A 15585-nucleotide genomic window follows, 5' to 3' on the forward strand; every position below is an offset into this window, starting at 1 on the left:
GGAACATATAATAGTACTATAGAGATAATTGTAATGAACCCTATACCAATGAAAAAAGGTGTAGGTTTTTCTTTTTACAAATTTGGGTATAACTCTAGTAAGGAGGTTATCGTTATGGTTTCGTTTTTTACCAGTAACATTCCCGCATTTATGAAAGGTGAGTTAGAAAAGTTATTTCATAAAATAAATCCTTTAATCAAAAAGAATGCTAAATATATGATGTTTGCTGTTCCGTTATTGTTTATCTCGGTGTTTAACTTAATCTTTTTCTTGTTTTTTGGTGGATTTTCAAATGGTATGGTTGCCGTTGTCGTTGTCTATGCATTAATGGCCGCTGTTGGAATGGCGTTATATAAAGAATCCAAGCACATTAAGAAAAAAATCCAACAATTAGAGATGGAACACATCGTAACTAGAATTGAAAAAAGTGACATCTTAAATGAACACAAAAAGAAAGATTATATTTCTCTCATAAAAGCACAGCCGAAAATGGGGCTGCAAACCTTTATAAATTTTTTAACAGAAGAAAATGACAGAAGAAAGATGATGGAAGAATAAAATAGATAAGGTAAGACTAGGACTAGTGAGGGATCGCCCCCGTAATAAAAATAGAAGGATGAGCATGAGCTCATCCTTCTATTTTTTGGTGTTCGGAATATATAAAATCCTGATTAATTAGCTTAATAACAATTTAATCATAAATCGGATTATTTAGTGGGATTTGTAATTATATTATTATATTTATCTTTTCTATGGTATTATACCTTTATACATATACTAAACGTTTAGTATTATACATTTAGTGTTTTCTGGAGGGATCAATATATGACACGCACTATGGTTCTGGGACTTCTAAAAGTAAATGGCCCAATGTCAGGATATGAAATTCAACAAATGATGGAGTCATCACAAACAGATATGTGGGCTTATGTAAAACCAGCATCTATTTATCACGCTTTAAAGAAAATGCAAGTTGAGGGAAAAGTCATCTTAGAAAAAGTTGAAAGTACTGGCTTGAGAACCAAGTCAATATTTAAAATAACGGAAAAAGGAGAGTATGAACTAAACCAGCTACTTATAGATTCTTTTACTAAGTCATCTGTAGTATTTCCAGCTCATCTTTATACTGCATTAACATTTATGGAAAACTTAAATAATGAACAAATATTAAGTAGCTTAGAGACGCAAAAAAAAGAGATTACGAGAGTTTATAATAGTATGAAAGCGGGTTACGAGGTAAAACAGAAAGCTTTAGGAGAATTACCTAATAATATAAATTTTATTTTTAACAATATGTATGAGCAATGTGAACTACAACTAAAAACTATTGAAGAAATAATTAGGTTTATTAAGGGAGGGAAATAAAATGAACCGAAACGTTAAATCATCTGTTTTAATTGTAGTGGTTTTAGCAATTTTTGCAGATATGCTTATGTATGGATTAGTAGTACCATTTTTACCAGTTCATGCTGAGTCATTAGGGGCCTCCCAATCTGAAATAGGTTTATTATTTGCAAGTTATGCCCTTGCCTTATTTGTGGCAACCCCATTTTTCGGAGCTTTAGCAGATAAAGTGGGTAGAAAAAAACTTTTGATATTAGGCCTTTTTGCGCTTGCAGCAACAACTTTAATATATGCTTTCGCTACAAGTTTCTGGGTTCTTGTGTTGGCACGTTTACTACAAGGATTTGCTGCGGCAATACCATGGACAGCTGGATTGGCATTATTAGCTGAAGTGTTTCAAAAAGAAGAGAGAGGAAAAGCTATGGGGATGGCCATGTCTGGTCAGGCCGGGGGGGTATTAATGGGCCCTCCAATTGGAGGTTGGCTTTATGAATTTGGTGGATACCACTTCCCTTTTTTCATTGCTACAGGGATTGCGCTTATTACCGCGATACTATGTTTAGTTTTGCTTAGGAAAATCCCTGAAACAAAGTCAGAAAGTTTTACATCGCCTTTTAAAATCCTACGAAATAGAAATGTTTTAATAATTGCTGGGGTTGCAGTTGTTGGAGCTTCTATCTTTGCAAGTATTGAGCCAACATTACCAATTCACTTTAATGAAAACTTAGAAATATCTGCCGGGGTTATAGGGATTTTGTTTTTGGTGGTTACTCTTGGTTATGGGTTAACTTCACCGCTTATTGGGTCTATTTCTACTAAGATTGGGTATGTCAAATCAATAATGATTGGTATTGTAATGGCAGCAATAATACTTCCACTAAACGCTTTACCTACTCTTATATGGTTACAAGTTGTTACTCTTGTACTATTAGGCATCACCCTTGGAATGGTTTTAACTCCTGCACTCCCTAAGTTAGCAGATATTTCTCAAGAAGCAGGTGCTACATCTCAAGGCCTAACTTATGCTGTTTATAATACAGCCTATTCATTTGGTATGATGGCCGGGCCAGTGGTAGCAAGTACATTAGCTGGTGGAGTAGGAATAAAGATAGCGTATTCAGCAATGGGGGTTCTTTTCATTTTATACTTATTTCCTCTAGCTAAATTAAAATCTTAAAATGGTTTTCACCAAGAGGGATAAAATTGAGAGATTCTTTATTGGTTCTATCTGAATTTAAAATACTAGAAGATATTCAAGAAAATGAAGATGACATCCTTATCAGTGTTGAAGCGATTTCTAACCCATTCCATTGTCCGCATTGCAGACATCCAGCTAAGTATTACAAGCATGGAAGTAGAAAACAAGTTATTTTAGATTTGCCCATTCGCATAAAGCGAGTGTGCTTACAAGTAAACCGCAAACGTTATAAGTGTCTTGAATGTGGTTCTACCTTTTGGGAACATCTTATATCCATTGATGAAAATCGTAGTATGACTAAAAGGTTGATAGAGTTTATAGAAAAGCAGTCCATGTCTAAGACATTTGTAGAAGTAGCTGAAAGTGTTGGTGTAGACGAGAAAACAGTTAGGAACATCTTTAAAGGCTATGTGGCATTAAAAGAACGTGATTACCAGTTCGAGACTCCAAAATGGCTTGGTATTGATGAAATATACATTATCAAGAAGCCTCGTCTTGTATTGACCAATGTGGAGCGTAAAACCTTATACGATTTAAAACCTAATCGTAACAAAGAAACAGTTATTCAACGCCTTTCTGAAATAAAAGACAATACTTATATTCAATACGTCACAATGGACATGTGGAAACCTTACAAAGATGCAGTGAATACAGTTTTACCACACGCTAAAGTTGTCGTAGACAAGTTTTACGTTGTCCGAATGGCTAACCAAGCGTTAGAAAGTGTTAGAAAAGATCTCAAAGATAAAATGACCGCCAAGGAAAGGCGTATCCTTATGCGTGAGAGGTTTATTCTTCTAAAACGTAAACATGACCTAACCGAGCGTGAATTATTCCTATTAGAGACTTGGTTAGGTAATCTTCCTGAATTGAAAGTAGCCTATGAACTCAAAGAAGAGTTCTACTGGATATGGGATACTGATAATCCTAGAGAAGGCAAAATACGTTATAGCCAATGGAGACACCATTGCATTAATAGTAAGTCTAAAGGCGCTTATAAAGACCTTGTAAGAGCTGTAGACAACTGGAACCAAGAAATATTCAATTACTTCGACAAGAGGCTTCCACGCTTATACAGAGTCTATTAACAGTATTATCAGGCAAGTAGAACGTATCGGTAGAGGTTATCAATTTGATTCCTTACGAGCCAAAATACTGTTCAATGAGAATCTCCATAAGAAGCGTGAACCACGATTCAATTCGAGTGCTTTTGGAAATGGTATGGCGAACAATAACTTTGACTTACCAGAAGTGACAGACCACGACATTACGGACAACTTTGGTGTCGATTTTTCCACATTTATTAAGATATTGGAGAAGGGTGACTTATAAGCCCTTTTCCACCATAAAGTCCAAATACCCTATTTTCGTACTTCCAAATGTTAGTTGACATCCTACTAAAATCATGAGAATATATATTTGTGTTCTTTATAGAGAAAAGAAATAGTTTTAAAGATTTGCATAAGAAAATAATAATTTCCCACTTTATAAAGGTAATAATCATCCGCAAATCTAAGAAGTTCAGTGTGGGATAAATCCACGCAAAAAAAGATATACATAACTGTTCGTTATAATGAAATTATCGAGGAGGAACAAAGGTGGAAAGTGCACTACGAATTTTACATGTGGTAGAAAGTATGAATCAAAGTGAGGTAGGAACGATGCTGATGAACGTCTACCGTAACTTGGACCGAAGCAAAGTGCAATTTGATTTTTTAACAAATGAAGAAGGAGATTATGATCAGGAAATACATCAGTTAGGCGGTCTTATATACCGTATTCCGTCGATAAACGAAGCTGGAATAAGGGGTTATCGAAAATCATTACGCCAATTTTTTAAAGGACATCGGTTTTACATTGTTATGCATTCGCATATAGATCAAATGAGTATCTACCCCTTAAGAGCAGCAAAAAGAACAGGGATACCTGTAAGAGTAGCTCATAGCCATAGTACAAAAGGTAACGCAATAGGAGCGGAAAAGGTGTTAAAAGAGATAGCCAGCTCATTAATTCCACTCTATGCCACTCATTTTTTTGCTTCTTCACCTGAAGCGGCAGAATGGTTGTTTAAAAGAAAGGCCAATCAGGTGGAAATCATGTTTAAAGCAATCGATTTAGAGCGTTTTTGTTATTCGCATTCATTGAGAGAGCAAGGAAGACAGGAACTCGGCATCATCGATAAGGAGTTTGTCATTGGTCATATTGGTCGGTTTACGGCCCAAAAAAATTATCAATATTTAATAGAATTATTTGTAGGATTCCGGAGAAGAATTCCGCAATCAAAATTAATATTAGTAGGAGATGGACCGTTACGAGCTGAAATCGAAGCAAAAGTGAAGCAATATCGCATCCAAGATCATGTGATTTTATTAGGAGCGAAAGAAGATTTGGGGAAATGGTTACAAGTATTTGATTTGTTTATTTTCCCTTCTTTATCCGAAGGGTTACCACTAACTCTAGTAGAAGCACAAGGTGCAGGATTGCCGATTATTGCTTCAGACAGTATATCGAAGGAAGTTGATTTGGGAGAGGGACTAGTTCAATTCATTCCTGTAGATAATAAAAGAAAGTGGTTAGAAGCGATGTATGATGCTTATGAACACAAATCCAGAAATCCTATTGAGCCCGAAATATTAATAAACAATGGATATGATCTAAAGCAAGTAGTTCATCAAACGGAGCAAACGTATTTGCAACTAAGAGATGATGGCATATAATGTAACACTCTCTTGAGTAAAGGGAGTCTTAAAAACGCTTAATAACGTGATATAAAAAGAATATCGATGGGATTGAGGTATTGTAAAAATGATAGGGAATAATATAAACCGAATCAGAAAGAAGAAGAATTTAACTTTATCGGAGTTAGCAGAAAGATCCGATGTGTCAAAATCTTATTTAAGTAATATCGAACGGAACTTAAATGATAACCCATCTATTCAAATAGTAGAAAAATTAGCAGAAGTATTAGGGGTTGAAGTGGTGACACTGTTAGGAGAAGAAGATCAGCCGTTTACGAATGATGAGGAATGGATCGAGTTTGTCGATAATTTAAAATCCTTAGGAATAACGAAACCAGACTTTGATGAATATCGAATCATCTTTGAATTCATTAAATGGAAAAATCAAAAGGAGGCAAAGAAGTGAAAATGGATATATAGACATCTGCTTGTTTAATAACCAAGTAATGTACTAGAAATAGTTATAATAAAAAAACAATTACATATACTTGTATGAAGAATGGCCAAGAGGCTTAGGCAAGCATTTACGGTGAAAAGTGGATGGAAAGAAGGAATGTTCATGAAAAAAGTGTTAATTATAATGGATCCGTTAGACCTCGGACTTTCCATTGAACATCAATTATATCTTATTTACCGTCATCTTGAGCCTATAGCTGAAATATATATAAAATTACTCGAGAATGATTCTTTGTTTTTACAACATTTAAATAAACAGATAAAGGTAATGCTTCCAATCAGTCATGTCATTTCTTCTACTAGAAAGGATTTCCACGATCAGCGGAATTGGAGTTATACGTTGCAATCTCATTCAATCCCATTGCATATTAGAAAAGCATATTATAATTTTCCATCATTAGTCCGGTTGTATTGGAAATCTATCTATGAGAGCATAGTGGAAAGTCATATCCATTTTGATGAGGCAGTTAGTTTGTCTTCTGGTATCTCATCCTTTTACTTAAGAGATAAAGTACAAGCTGACAAGAAAATTTATTACTTTCCTATTAGACAGTTCAAAAAGGCTATAGCACCTATGATAGATCGATTACGTCAACAGGATTTGATATACACAGCTTCACAATCTATGTATCGTGAGTTAGCGAAAAATAATCATCAAATAAAGTTCTATGCAGATCCTTATTATAAAGAATCACTTTACCGCGTTTTAAAATTAGATGAAGCAATAAGGTATCATCCTCAATATTTATCTGTTTTATCAGCCAATAATTTAAAGTACAGGAGGCATATTGAAGGATTTATTCATATGATCAAGTACTTTGTAAAACAGCGGATTGCATTCAAGTGGTATCTTTATGGTGATCATCGTAATGAAACAATAATCCGGAACGAGCTCAAAACCCATCAATTAGGGGATCATGTTGTGTTTATTGGTAACATAGCCAATGTATTTCGATATTTAGAACAAGCGGATGTCTATGTGGAATGGGAGCCACAATCCGCATTAAATTTTGAAGCTGAAACAATGAACACGCCTATCATTTATATGAAAAATGAACCACCTTATTATAATCAACAGATCCTAAAGTTAATAAAAAAATATAAATGAAACGGCTTTGATTCGACTAGTTTTCACGTAAAAGTCAAAAATTCAACAAACAATGGACAATTAAAAATAAAAAATAGTAAATTTAAACCAAAATGTTCTTTAAAACGAATAAAAAATACGTTATAATAAAAATAGTTAGGAGAAAAAGTAATAGCTAAGTTAAAATTATCCATAATTTAGTAAATAAGAGGGGGAAAATAGTATGATAAAGCACACGGTAGTTGTGGCAGAGTCACAAACACTTTTTCGTGATATGATTACGAATTTTGTGGAAGACATGGAAGAGTTCCAGGTGATAGGTACATTAACAAATGGACAAGAAGTCATTAATTTTATCAAAGAGAAGGAAGTTCGTCCCTTTTTAATTTTATTGGATATTCATATGCCGGTTATGAATGGTTTAGAATGTGCAAGAAAATTAAAGGAAATGTACCCAAACATTAAAATCGTTTTATTATCTGCTTTTGATGACGAAGAGTCAATCGAAACAGTGTTATCTGTTTCAGCAGATGGATACATATTAAAAAGTTCAGGATTAGATGAATTTAAAGATACACTTCGTTTTATTATGGATGGTAAATTTGTTGCTCCTCAGACATTAGTTCAGCACTTTTCACAGCGTTTAGATTCCTTACTTAAGATGGAACGGGAAAGTTCATTGCATTTTATTAAAGAACAGTTTAATCAACATAAAGATTTGAACAATCGTGAGTTACAAATTATTCAGTTGATGAAAAAAGGTTGGACAAACCGAATGATAGCCGATCAATTAGGGATCAGTGAGGGGACAGTCAAGAATTATTTGTCACTCATTTATAAAAAGCTTAAAATCAAAAGCCGAGTCGAACTTCTGCAAATATTGTCTGATATGACCGGCTAATCACCCTACATTTTTTCACGATATGCTCTGGGAGAAATATCATAATATTTTTTGAAAACGCGATGGAAATAAGAGTAAGAGCCAAATCCACAATTTTGGGCAATATTTTCAAGTGTCATCGTGGTATATTTCATTTGGTTAATCGCTGCAGATATGCGAATAGATTGGGCATACTCAATTAACGTTTGATTGACATGTTCTTTGAACAGATGCACACATCTTGAAACACTCAGATTGCAATGATTAGCAATGTCCTCTACTTTAAAGCCTTGTTTTGTCGCGTTTTCCTCAATGAAGCGCATCATTTTCGTTACCACATACGGACGGTAAATGTCATCCGATCTTTTATCCATCGCTCTTTGTAAAGAAACACACAGTGCACTAACCAAATAGTAGGTAAGCTCGCTGTTTCTTTCTTTTTTCGGACGTCTTTCCTCAATGATCAAATGATGCCAAAAATCTAATACAGCTTCATCTAACGTGATTTTTGCAAAGGCTGGAGCGTCCTTGAAGCGTTCGTCTATCCATTTTCCTTCACAATATAAATGAAAATCGCCGCTTTGTTGTCCTTCCTCCACATATAACTCATAATTCTCACCGGGTTTGATAATAAGTAAATCACCTTTTTCCACGACACGAGTATCAGCATTTACTTTCACCTGTGACCGTCCCTCTGTTTGAAGTCGGAATAAGTATGACGCATATCGTGATTGATGGGATGTGTGATAACGATAATTATGATAAGAGTAACCGCAAAAATTAATTTTCATATGAAAATCCTCCATTTCAAATATGGCAGTGAAACCCCCACTACTGCAAGTCTTACTTTTCCACGATGGTAACCGTCCGTAATATGCAAGAGTATATCAAGAAGTTAACGGTCGGTAACACCCTGATAAGTTTCGCTAACCAGCAGTGAAAACTCCACTACTGGAAGTCTCACTTTATAGCAAAATAGTTCATGTTTTGATTATATCATTTATGTTCAAATGAAAGGTGATCATTTATGATAATAAATAACTAATATTGCAAAATGAAAAGGGTAACAATATCAGAGCAGTCATTTTCGCTCATCATTATTTTGATTGTTAACTCTTATTCTTTACGCAAATACGAAAGGTGGAGTAGAAATTAATGAATGTTTTAATATGGAATGAATTCAGACATGAACAGCAAGACGAAGAAGTAGCAAAAATCTATCCAAATGGGATTCATGAAGCAATTAAAGGGTTTTTAGAAACAGATGATATTCATGTTGAAACCGCTATATTAGATGAGCCGAATCATGGAATTACTGATGAAAAGTTAGCAAAGACAGATGTGATGCTATGGTGGGGACATTTAGCTCATCATGAAGTAGCAGATGAAATAGTTGATAAAGTACATAAACGTGTACTTGAAGGAATGGGATTAATTGTCCTTCATTCCGGGCATTTCTCGAAAATCTTTCAAAAATTAATGGGCACTGGCTGTGACTTGAAATGGCGTGAAGCAGATGAAAAGGAAAGAATGTGGGTGGTCAACCCTTCTCATCCGATTGTCGAAGGGATTGGTGAATATATTGAAATAGAAAAAGAAGAAATGTATGGAGAACATTTTGATATCCCTGCACCAGATGAATTAGTGCTTGTCAGCTGGTTTGAAGGCGGGGAAGTATTCCGCTCCGGTTGTACCTATCGAAGAGGACATGGCAAAGTCTTTTATTTCCGCCCAGGTCACGAAGGCTACCCGACGTATTACCATCAAGATATTCAAAAAGTAATTCAAAATGCCGTAAGATGGGCTAAGCCAACAACAAGGGAATTTTCCAGCTATGGAAATGCCCAACCATTAGAAGAAATAAAACCAAAATCATAAAGGGAGATGGAATCTATGGATAAATTAAAAGTCGCCGTAATTGGCTGTGGGAGTATTGCAATTCATCGTCATTTACCAGAATATCAGGGAAATCCTTTTGTAGAAATTGTGGCTGTCTGTGATATTAAAGAGGAGCGTGCTCAGTCAACAGCATCTGAATATAACGTACAAGCGTATACGGATTATAAACAAGCGATAACAGACTCTAACGCAGATCTTGTCAGCGTTTGTTTACCGAACTATTTGCATGCGCCTGTCTCTATATTTGCTGCTGAACAAGGAAAACATGTTTTATGTGAAAAACCGATGGCAACTTCTGAAGAAGAGGCAAAGCAAATGATCGACGCTAGCAATAAAGCAGGCAAAAAATTAATGATCGCACATAATCAACGCTTTGTACCTAGCCATGAAAAGGCGAAACAATTAATCGCAAATGGTGAGATCGGTAAAGTGTACAGCTTCCGTACCACATTTGGTCATGGTGGTCCAGAAGGTTGGAGTATTGATGGAAAGGAAAGCTGGTTCTTCCGTAAAGAAGAGGCATTTATTGGTGCGTTAGGTGACCTTGGCGTACATAAAGCAGATGTCATTCGTTATATTTTGGGAACAGAATTTACTGAAGTAGCGGCGATGGTAGAATCGTCTGCCAAGGAGAACAGTGATGTTGATGATCAAGCGGTGACGATTTTACGTAGTGAGAAGGGCATTATTGGTACATTGACAGCTAGTTGGGCTTATGGAGCTGGAGAAGACAACTCAACCGTCATTTACGGAGAAAAAGGAATGCTTCGTCTTGAAGATGATCCTGCTTACAGCTTAATAGCAACCTATACAGACGGATCAAAAATCAATTATGAGCTTGGCCAAATCCAAACAAATGACAGTGGCGGCCAAACGTCTTCAGGTGTTATTGATCATTTTGTTGACAGTGTACGAAATGATTCCAAACCATTAATAGACGGAGAAGAAGGCTATAAATCATTACAAATTATTTTAGCAGCATTAGAAGCGAATGAAACGAAGAAGAATATAACCTTATAGAAGGAGGAGACAGTCATGAAACTTGGTGTATTTACGGTACTATTTGCAGAAAAAAATTTCGAAGAGATGTTGGACCATGTGAAAGCTAGTGGGTTAGATGCCGTGGAAATTGGAACTGGCGGCTACCCGGGAGATGCACATTGTAAAATTGATGAACTTTTAGAAGATGCGGTGAAACGCGATCATTATTTACAAGAGGTTAAAGATAGAGGGCTAACGATTAGTGCCTTTAGCTGTCATGGCAATCCATTAACACCTGATAAGCCATTTGCGGAAGAAAGTGATCAAATTCTTCGTAAAACAATTGAACTTGCAGGTCTAACTGGTGTACCGGTTGTCAACTGTTTTTCGGGGACTCCCGGAGACCAAGAAAACGCTAAAGCACCAAACTGGCCTGTCGCACCATGGCCAACAGAATACGCAGATGTTCTGGAATGGCAATGGGAAGAAAAGTTGGTCCCATACTGGAAAGAGATTGGAGAACTGGCTGAACAACATAACGTTAAAATCGGTATTGAATTACATGCCGGGTTTTTAGTGCACACACCATATACGATGCTAAAGCTTCGTGAAGAAACAAGCCCAGCAATTGGAGCTAACTTGGATCCAAGCCATCTATGGTGGCAAGGAATCGATCCAGTTGCAGCGATAAAAATTTTAGGAAAAGAAAATGCGATTCATCATTTCCATGCAAAGGATACTTACATTGATCAGGATAATGTTAATATGTATGGTCTTACGGATATGCAACCATATGGCAATATTCAAACAAGAGCATGGAATTTCCGATCTGTTGGATGTGGTCATGGTTTAGAAGAATGGTCTAACATGATTAGTGCTCTTCGAACGTTTGGCTATGATTATGTTGTAAGTATTGAGCATGAAGATCCTATTATGTCCGTTGACGAAGGTTTTGCTCGTGCTGTAGATAACTTAAAAGCAGTAAATATTAAAGAAAGCCCGGCTGAGATGTGGTGGGCGTAAGGAAAGGAAATCACAGATGACAAAGTTAAAAGTTGCGCTGATTGGTGCAGGAGGTATTGCGACAGATGTCCATATTCCTGCGTATCGAAAAGTGCCAGAACAAGTGGAAATTGTAGCTATAGCAGATGTCGCGTATGACAAAGCAAAAGCAGTGGCAAGTGAACATGGTATTCAAGCAGCATTTGACAATTATCACACCATGTTAAGAGAAACAGACATTGATGCTGTCAGCGTTTGTGTGCCAAATAAATTTCATAAGGAGGCAGCGATTACTGCATTAGAAGCAGGTTGTCATGTCTTATGTGAAAAGCCACCAGCAATGAATCAAGAAGAAGCAAAAGAAATGGAAGAGGCGCAGGTAAAATCAGGTAAATTGTTGATGTATGGTTTCCATTATCGTTTCCAATCGGAGACGCAGGTTGCCAAACGTTTTATTGATGCAGGCGAACTCGGTGACATTTATTCCGGACGTGTGCAAGCAATTAGACGACGTGGTATTCCAGGTTGGGGTGTATTTACTAACAAGGAATTGCAAGGCGGCGGTCCATTAATCGATATCGGTGTCCATATGCTAGATACAGCACTATATTTAATGGGTTACCCAGAGCCTGTAGTAGTCCTTGGTCAGACACATCAACAACTCGGAACAAAAAAAGGTGTCGGTTTATTAGGTGAATGGGATTATCAAAACTATACTGTCGAGGATATGGCGGTGGGGATGATAACTTTCCAAAATGGTGCATCACTCGTATTAGAATCGGCATTTGCAGCTAATGTAGAAAAGCGTGACACCATGCAAGTTTCGTTAATGGGTAATCAAGGTGGAGCAGACATTTTTCCATTAAAAATGTATCAGGAAAAGCATGATACTTTAATTGATATTACACCAGCCTATTTACCAGAAATAAATGCTCATCAAACAGAAGTTCATGCTTTTGTTACGGACTGCATTGAAGGTAATATCACAGATCGTTATGCGAAGCAAGGTACCAATATTCAAAAAATTATCGACGGACTTTACCAATCAGCTGAAACGGGTAAGGCCGTATATCTATAGGGAGGCATTACACATGGGGAAAATTGCAATTCAATTGTATTCTGTACGTGACCATACTTCAAAAGATTTTTTAGGTACTTTACGAAAATTGGGTGAAATGGGTTATGAGGCCGTACAGTTTGCCGGATTCTTTGATACACCTGCCAATGAATTGAAACAAGTAATGGATGAATCAGGTTTAGTGGCTGCTGGCAGTCATATGCCGTTTGACAGTTTAACAGGTGATCAACTAGAAGCTTCGTTAACCTATAATAAAACGATTGGTAATGATTTAATTATTTGTCCAATTTTACCGGAAGAGCTTAGAGCAGATGAAGGTGCCTATTACCGTGCTGCAGAAGAATTAAATGAGATTGGACGTAAATGCTCCGAAGCTGGATTCACTTTTGCTTATCACAATCATAATATGGAATTCTTTGATCTTGGTAATGGAAAAAGAGGCTTCGACATTCTTTTTGAGGAAACAGATCGTGAGTATGTAAAGATGGAACTCGATTGTTATTGGGCAACACATGCTGGCGTAGATCCATTACAAACGATCAAAGCATATGATGATCTAGTTGTGTCCTTACACATTAAAGATATGACAGTAGAAAATGGTGAAAAACGCAGCATTGAAATCGGAAAAGGTTCATTAGACATTACAACATTATGGGAAACAGGAGAATCTGTCGGTGTGAACTGGTATGTAATTGAACAAGAACAATTCGACGGTGATCCGCTCGAAAGTGCTGAAGAGAATGTTGTTAATTTGAAAGAAGTAATTGGAAAGCAATGATAGGAGACTGCTTTCAATCAAGGTTTTGCCTTATTTGACCAACGAAACTTGTAAGGAAGCTAACGTAGTAATCAATAAAACCTCACTTTACGACAACGGCTCGTAAAGTGAGGTTTTTTATTTGTAAGTTATAAAATATTGTTAAAATAAAGATTGGCTCAGATATTTGGGTGATAAGCCAAAAAAATTAAGATTCGGGTATGATAGTTATAGCAACAGTACGAGTTTGAGTATCTTTATTCTTTACAGATGTAGATTGATAGTATTTAACCATTAAATCATTTAGCTCTTTTTGAAATTTGGCAAAGGTTTCATCATCGAGTTTTGTTTCTAATAAAGAGAAGGTGGACAGATCTTCGGCTCCCTTATCTTCAACTTTAGAAAGATAGCTTTGGTATTGATTCATAAGTGATAATTGATAATAAGAATAATAGTTGACTTTATTTTCATTAGAAGTATTTCTCCACTCTTCAGGTGTTAGTTTTGCTTCCTCTTCGTTTAAAGTATAATATTTTTCTGTTACCGATCGTACTTTTTTTTCCTTTGTTATACGAATGATTCCAGCATCTAGTAGTGTTTGAATGTGACGATATAGGGTAGCTTGAGGTACATCCTTTATAATGCCTAACATTTCAAAAGTAGTTAGACCATTATCACCACTTCTCATTAATGCTTGAATTATTTTCATTCTTACAGGGTGTATTAAAAGTTCAGCTTTATTAACCATAATCTGACTCCTTATTAAATGATTTCCTTCAAATAAGTACAAATAAATTTTCCATGGTGTTCATCGTTCGTAGAAACCAAACAGGTGGAAGTCTCGCTTTATTGATTTAACACATATTACAACATAACTCCTATATGATAGATTGTCTGCATCTAACTAATCATATCATTATTATAAATAATAATAATCTTTAAAACAATATTTAAAAAAATAGTGTAATAAATCTGTTTATGTGTTATCATTATTGATAATGATAATGAAAAGTGGTGGGAGTGAATAACATTGGAGCTGAATTATAGTTTAGAGGAGTTAAAAGCGTTGGATTTAACTCCAATATTAATAATCGCTTTACCAATAATAGTTATTGTGTTGATTTTAGTTGTGGTTGCTTTAGTAGATCTGTACAAGAATCGTAACAAAAGAAAGAATGTATTAATTTGGACGTTGATAATTATTTTCTTTAACACAATTGGACCCGTTCTCTATTTTGTAATGGGAAGAAAGGATCGTGACGACTATGAAATTAGAAATTAAAAATGTTACCAAGAAATTTAGTGAAAAAACAGCTGTTCATAATTTTTCTATGGAATTACATTCTGGGGAATGCATTGGCTTAATTGGCCCGAATGGTGCAGGGAAGTCAACACTTATCAAAATGATTGCCGACATTGTTGATCCTAGCATGGGGGAAATTATACTTGATGGCAATAAAATATCAAAAGTAAAAAGCAGAATAGGTTATTTACCTCAATATCCAAATTTTTATAAATGGATGACAGCCAAAGAAACCCTTACCTTTATGGGACAACTTTCAGGATTAAAAAAAGAAGAATTAATCAGAGATATCCCTAAAGTTATGGATAAAGTTGGGTTAAATGGAGAAGAGAATGTAAAGGTCCGAAACTTTTCAGGAGGAATGAGACAAAGACTAGGCATTGCACAGGCCATACTTCATAAACCAGCTTTAATTGTGATGGATGAACCAGTGTCTGCTTTAGATCCGATTGGACGTAGAGAAGTTATAAATATTATTCAAGGAATAAAAAAAGATACGACCATTTTGCTTTCAACTCATATTTTAAGTGATGCGGAAGAAATCTGTGAGCGATTTGTCATTATAAAGAATGGTGAGAAAATAGAAGATACATCAATGTCTGATTTATTAAAAAAACATAATCAAAACAAATTAATTTTTGAAATCACTCCACAGAGTTCGGGATGGGTCAATACTCTAAAAGAGTTAGATTACGTCAAAAATGTAGCAGTGTTCGGAACTAAAGTAAAGATTGAAGTTGAAAATATAGGGCGGAATAAAGATATGATAATCAAAAGTGCACTGGAACATAATGTTGAACTATTGAAATTTGAAATAGATAACGATAGTTTAGAAGATATTTTCTTGAAATTGGTGGTGTAA

At 35.7% G+C, this 15585-nt stretch carries 16 protein-coding genes and 1 pseudogene; 15 read left to right on the forward strand and 2 right to left on the reverse strand.

The features are described from left to right. Nucleotides 1-114 precede the first annotated feature (114 nt). From GHT08_RS16315 to GHT08_RS16350, 8 genes and pseudogenes are all read left to right on the forward strand, one after another. Nucleotides 115-558 (forward strand): DUF5392 family protein, encoded by a 444-nt coding sequence (locus GHT08_RS16315; RefSeq protein WP_018931219.1) that lies wholly within the window; start codon nucleotides 115-117, stop codon nucleotides 556-558. A gap of 267 nt (nucleotides 559-825) precedes the next feature. Continuing rightward, the gene (locus GHT08_RS16320; protein ID WP_163582537.1) at nucleotides 826-1365 is read left to right on the forward strand and encodes a PadR family transcriptional regulator; all 540 of its coding nucleotides are present in this window, start codon (nucleotides 826-828) and stop codon (nucleotides 1363-1365) included. Between the two features lies 1 nt (nucleotide 1366). After that, nucleotides 1367-2521, forward strand: coding sequence for an MFS transporter (locus GHT08_RS16325; RefSeq protein WP_163582538.1), 1155 nt, complete (start codon nucleotides 1367-1369; stop codon nucleotides 2519-2521). A gap of 26 nt (nucleotides 2522-2547) precedes the next feature. Further along, nucleotides 2548-3874 (forward strand): annotated as a pseudogene (locus GHT08_RS16330) (ISL3 family transposase). A gap of 266 nt (nucleotides 3875-4140) precedes the next feature. Continuing rightward, nucleotides 4141-5259, forward strand: coding sequence for a glycosyltransferase (locus GHT08_RS16335; RefSeq protein ID WP_163582539.1), 1119 nt, complete (start codon nucleotides 4141-4143; stop codon nucleotides 5257-5259). Nucleotides 5260-5347: 88 nt separating this feature from the next. Beyond that, a complete protein-coding gene (locus GHT08_RS16340; protein ID WP_163582540.1) occupies nucleotides 5348-5686 on the forward strand; it encodes a helix-turn-helix domain-containing protein in 339 nt (112 codons plus the stop codon). A 153-nt stretch (nucleotides 5687-5839) separates the two neighbouring features. Beyond that, nucleotides 5840-6844 carry a glycosyltransferase family 4 protein gene (locus tag GHT08_RS16345; protein WP_163582541.1) on the forward strand — a complete coding sequence of 335 codons (1005 nt, stop codon included), beginning with the start codon at nucleotides 5840-5842 and terminating at the stop codon, nucleotides 6842-6844. A gap of 202 nt (nucleotides 6845-7046) precedes the next feature. Next, the gene (locus GHT08_RS16350) at nucleotides 7047-7724 is read left to right on the forward strand and encodes a response regulator (RefSeq protein ID WP_163582542.1); all 678 of its coding nucleotides are present in this window, start codon (nucleotides 7047-7049) and stop codon (nucleotides 7722-7724) included. Nucleotides 7725-7729: 5 nt separating this feature from the next. On the opposite strand, the gene GHT08_RS16355 is transcribed toward GHT08_RS16350, so the two are convergent. Continuing rightward, nucleotides 7730-8494 carry a helix-turn-helix transcriptional regulator gene (locus tag GHT08_RS16355; RefSeq protein WP_163582543.1) on the reverse strand — a complete coding sequence of 255 codons (765 nt, stop codon included), beginning with the start codon at nucleotides 8492-8494 and terminating at the stop codon, nucleotides 7730-7732. A 364-nt stretch (nucleotides 8495-8858) separates the two neighbouring features. Here GHT08_RS16355 and GHT08_RS16360 point away from each other — a divergent pair, with 364 nt between their 5' ends. From GHT08_RS16360 to GHT08_RS16380, 5 genes are read left to right on the forward strand one after another with little or no spacing between them, the layout of a single operon-like run. Continuing rightward, nucleotides 8859-9581: a ThuA domain-containing protein gene (locus GHT08_RS16360; RefSeq protein ID WP_163582544.1), complete on the forward strand. Its 723-nt coding sequence runs from the start codon at nucleotides 8859-8861 to the stop codon at nucleotides 9579-9581. Nucleotides 9582-9596: 15 nt separating this feature from the next. Next, a complete protein-coding gene (locus tag GHT08_RS16365) occupies nucleotides 9597-10622 on the forward strand; it encodes a Gfo/Idh/MocA family protein (protein WP_153834564.1) in 1026 nt (341 codons plus the stop codon). Nucleotides 10623-10637: 15 nt separating this feature from the next. Continuing rightward, on the forward strand, nucleotides 10638-11606 hold the full coding sequence (locus tag GHT08_RS16370) for a sugar phosphate isomerase/epimerase family protein (RefSeq protein WP_163582545.1): 969 nt from the start codon (nucleotides 10638-10640) through the stop codon (nucleotides 11604-11606). 16 nt (nucleotides 11607-11622) lie between these two features. After that, entirely contained in the window at nucleotides 11623-12663 is a 1041-nt protein-coding gene (locus tag GHT08_RS16375; RefSeq protein WP_163582546.1) for a Gfo/Idh/MocA family protein, read from the forward strand. A 13-nt stretch (nucleotides 12664-12676) separates the two neighbouring features. Then, nucleotides 12677-13441 carry a sugar phosphate isomerase/epimerase family protein gene (locus GHT08_RS16380; protein WP_163582547.1) on the forward strand — a complete coding sequence of 255 codons (765 nt, stop codon included), beginning with the start codon at nucleotides 12677-12679 and terminating at the stop codon, nucleotides 13439-13441. 187 nt (nucleotides 13442-13628) lie between these two features. Here GHT08_RS16380 and GHT08_RS16385 read toward each other — a convergent pair whose 3' ends face one another. After that, entirely contained in the window at nucleotides 13629-14168 is a 540-nt protein-coding gene (locus GHT08_RS16385) for a helix-turn-helix domain-containing protein (protein ID WP_163582548.1), read from the reverse strand. Nucleotides 14169-14450: 282 nt separating this feature from the next. Between GHT08_RS16385 and GHT08_RS16390 the strand changes: the two genes are divergently transcribed. Then, nucleotides 14451-14702 carry a PLD nuclease N-terminal domain-containing protein gene (locus tag GHT08_RS16390; protein ID WP_163582549.1) on the forward strand — a complete coding sequence of 84 codons (252 nt, stop codon included), beginning with the start codon at nucleotides 14451-14453 and terminating at the stop codon, nucleotides 14700-14702. Continuing rightward, nucleotides 14686-15585 carry an ABC transporter ATP-binding protein gene (locus tag GHT08_RS16395; protein WP_163582550.1) on the forward strand — a complete coding sequence of 300 codons (900 nt, stop codon included), beginning with the start codon at nucleotides 14686-14688 and terminating at the stop codon, nucleotides 15583-15585. The genes GHT08_RS16390 and GHT08_RS16395 overlap by 17 nt, the downstream gene beginning before the upstream one ends.

This window comes from Gracilibacillus saliphilus, from assembly GCF_010994085.1.
GTDB classification, from domain to species: domain Bacteria; phylum Bacillota; class Bacilli; order Bacillales; family Amphibacillaceae; genus Gracilibacillus; species Gracilibacillus lacisalsi.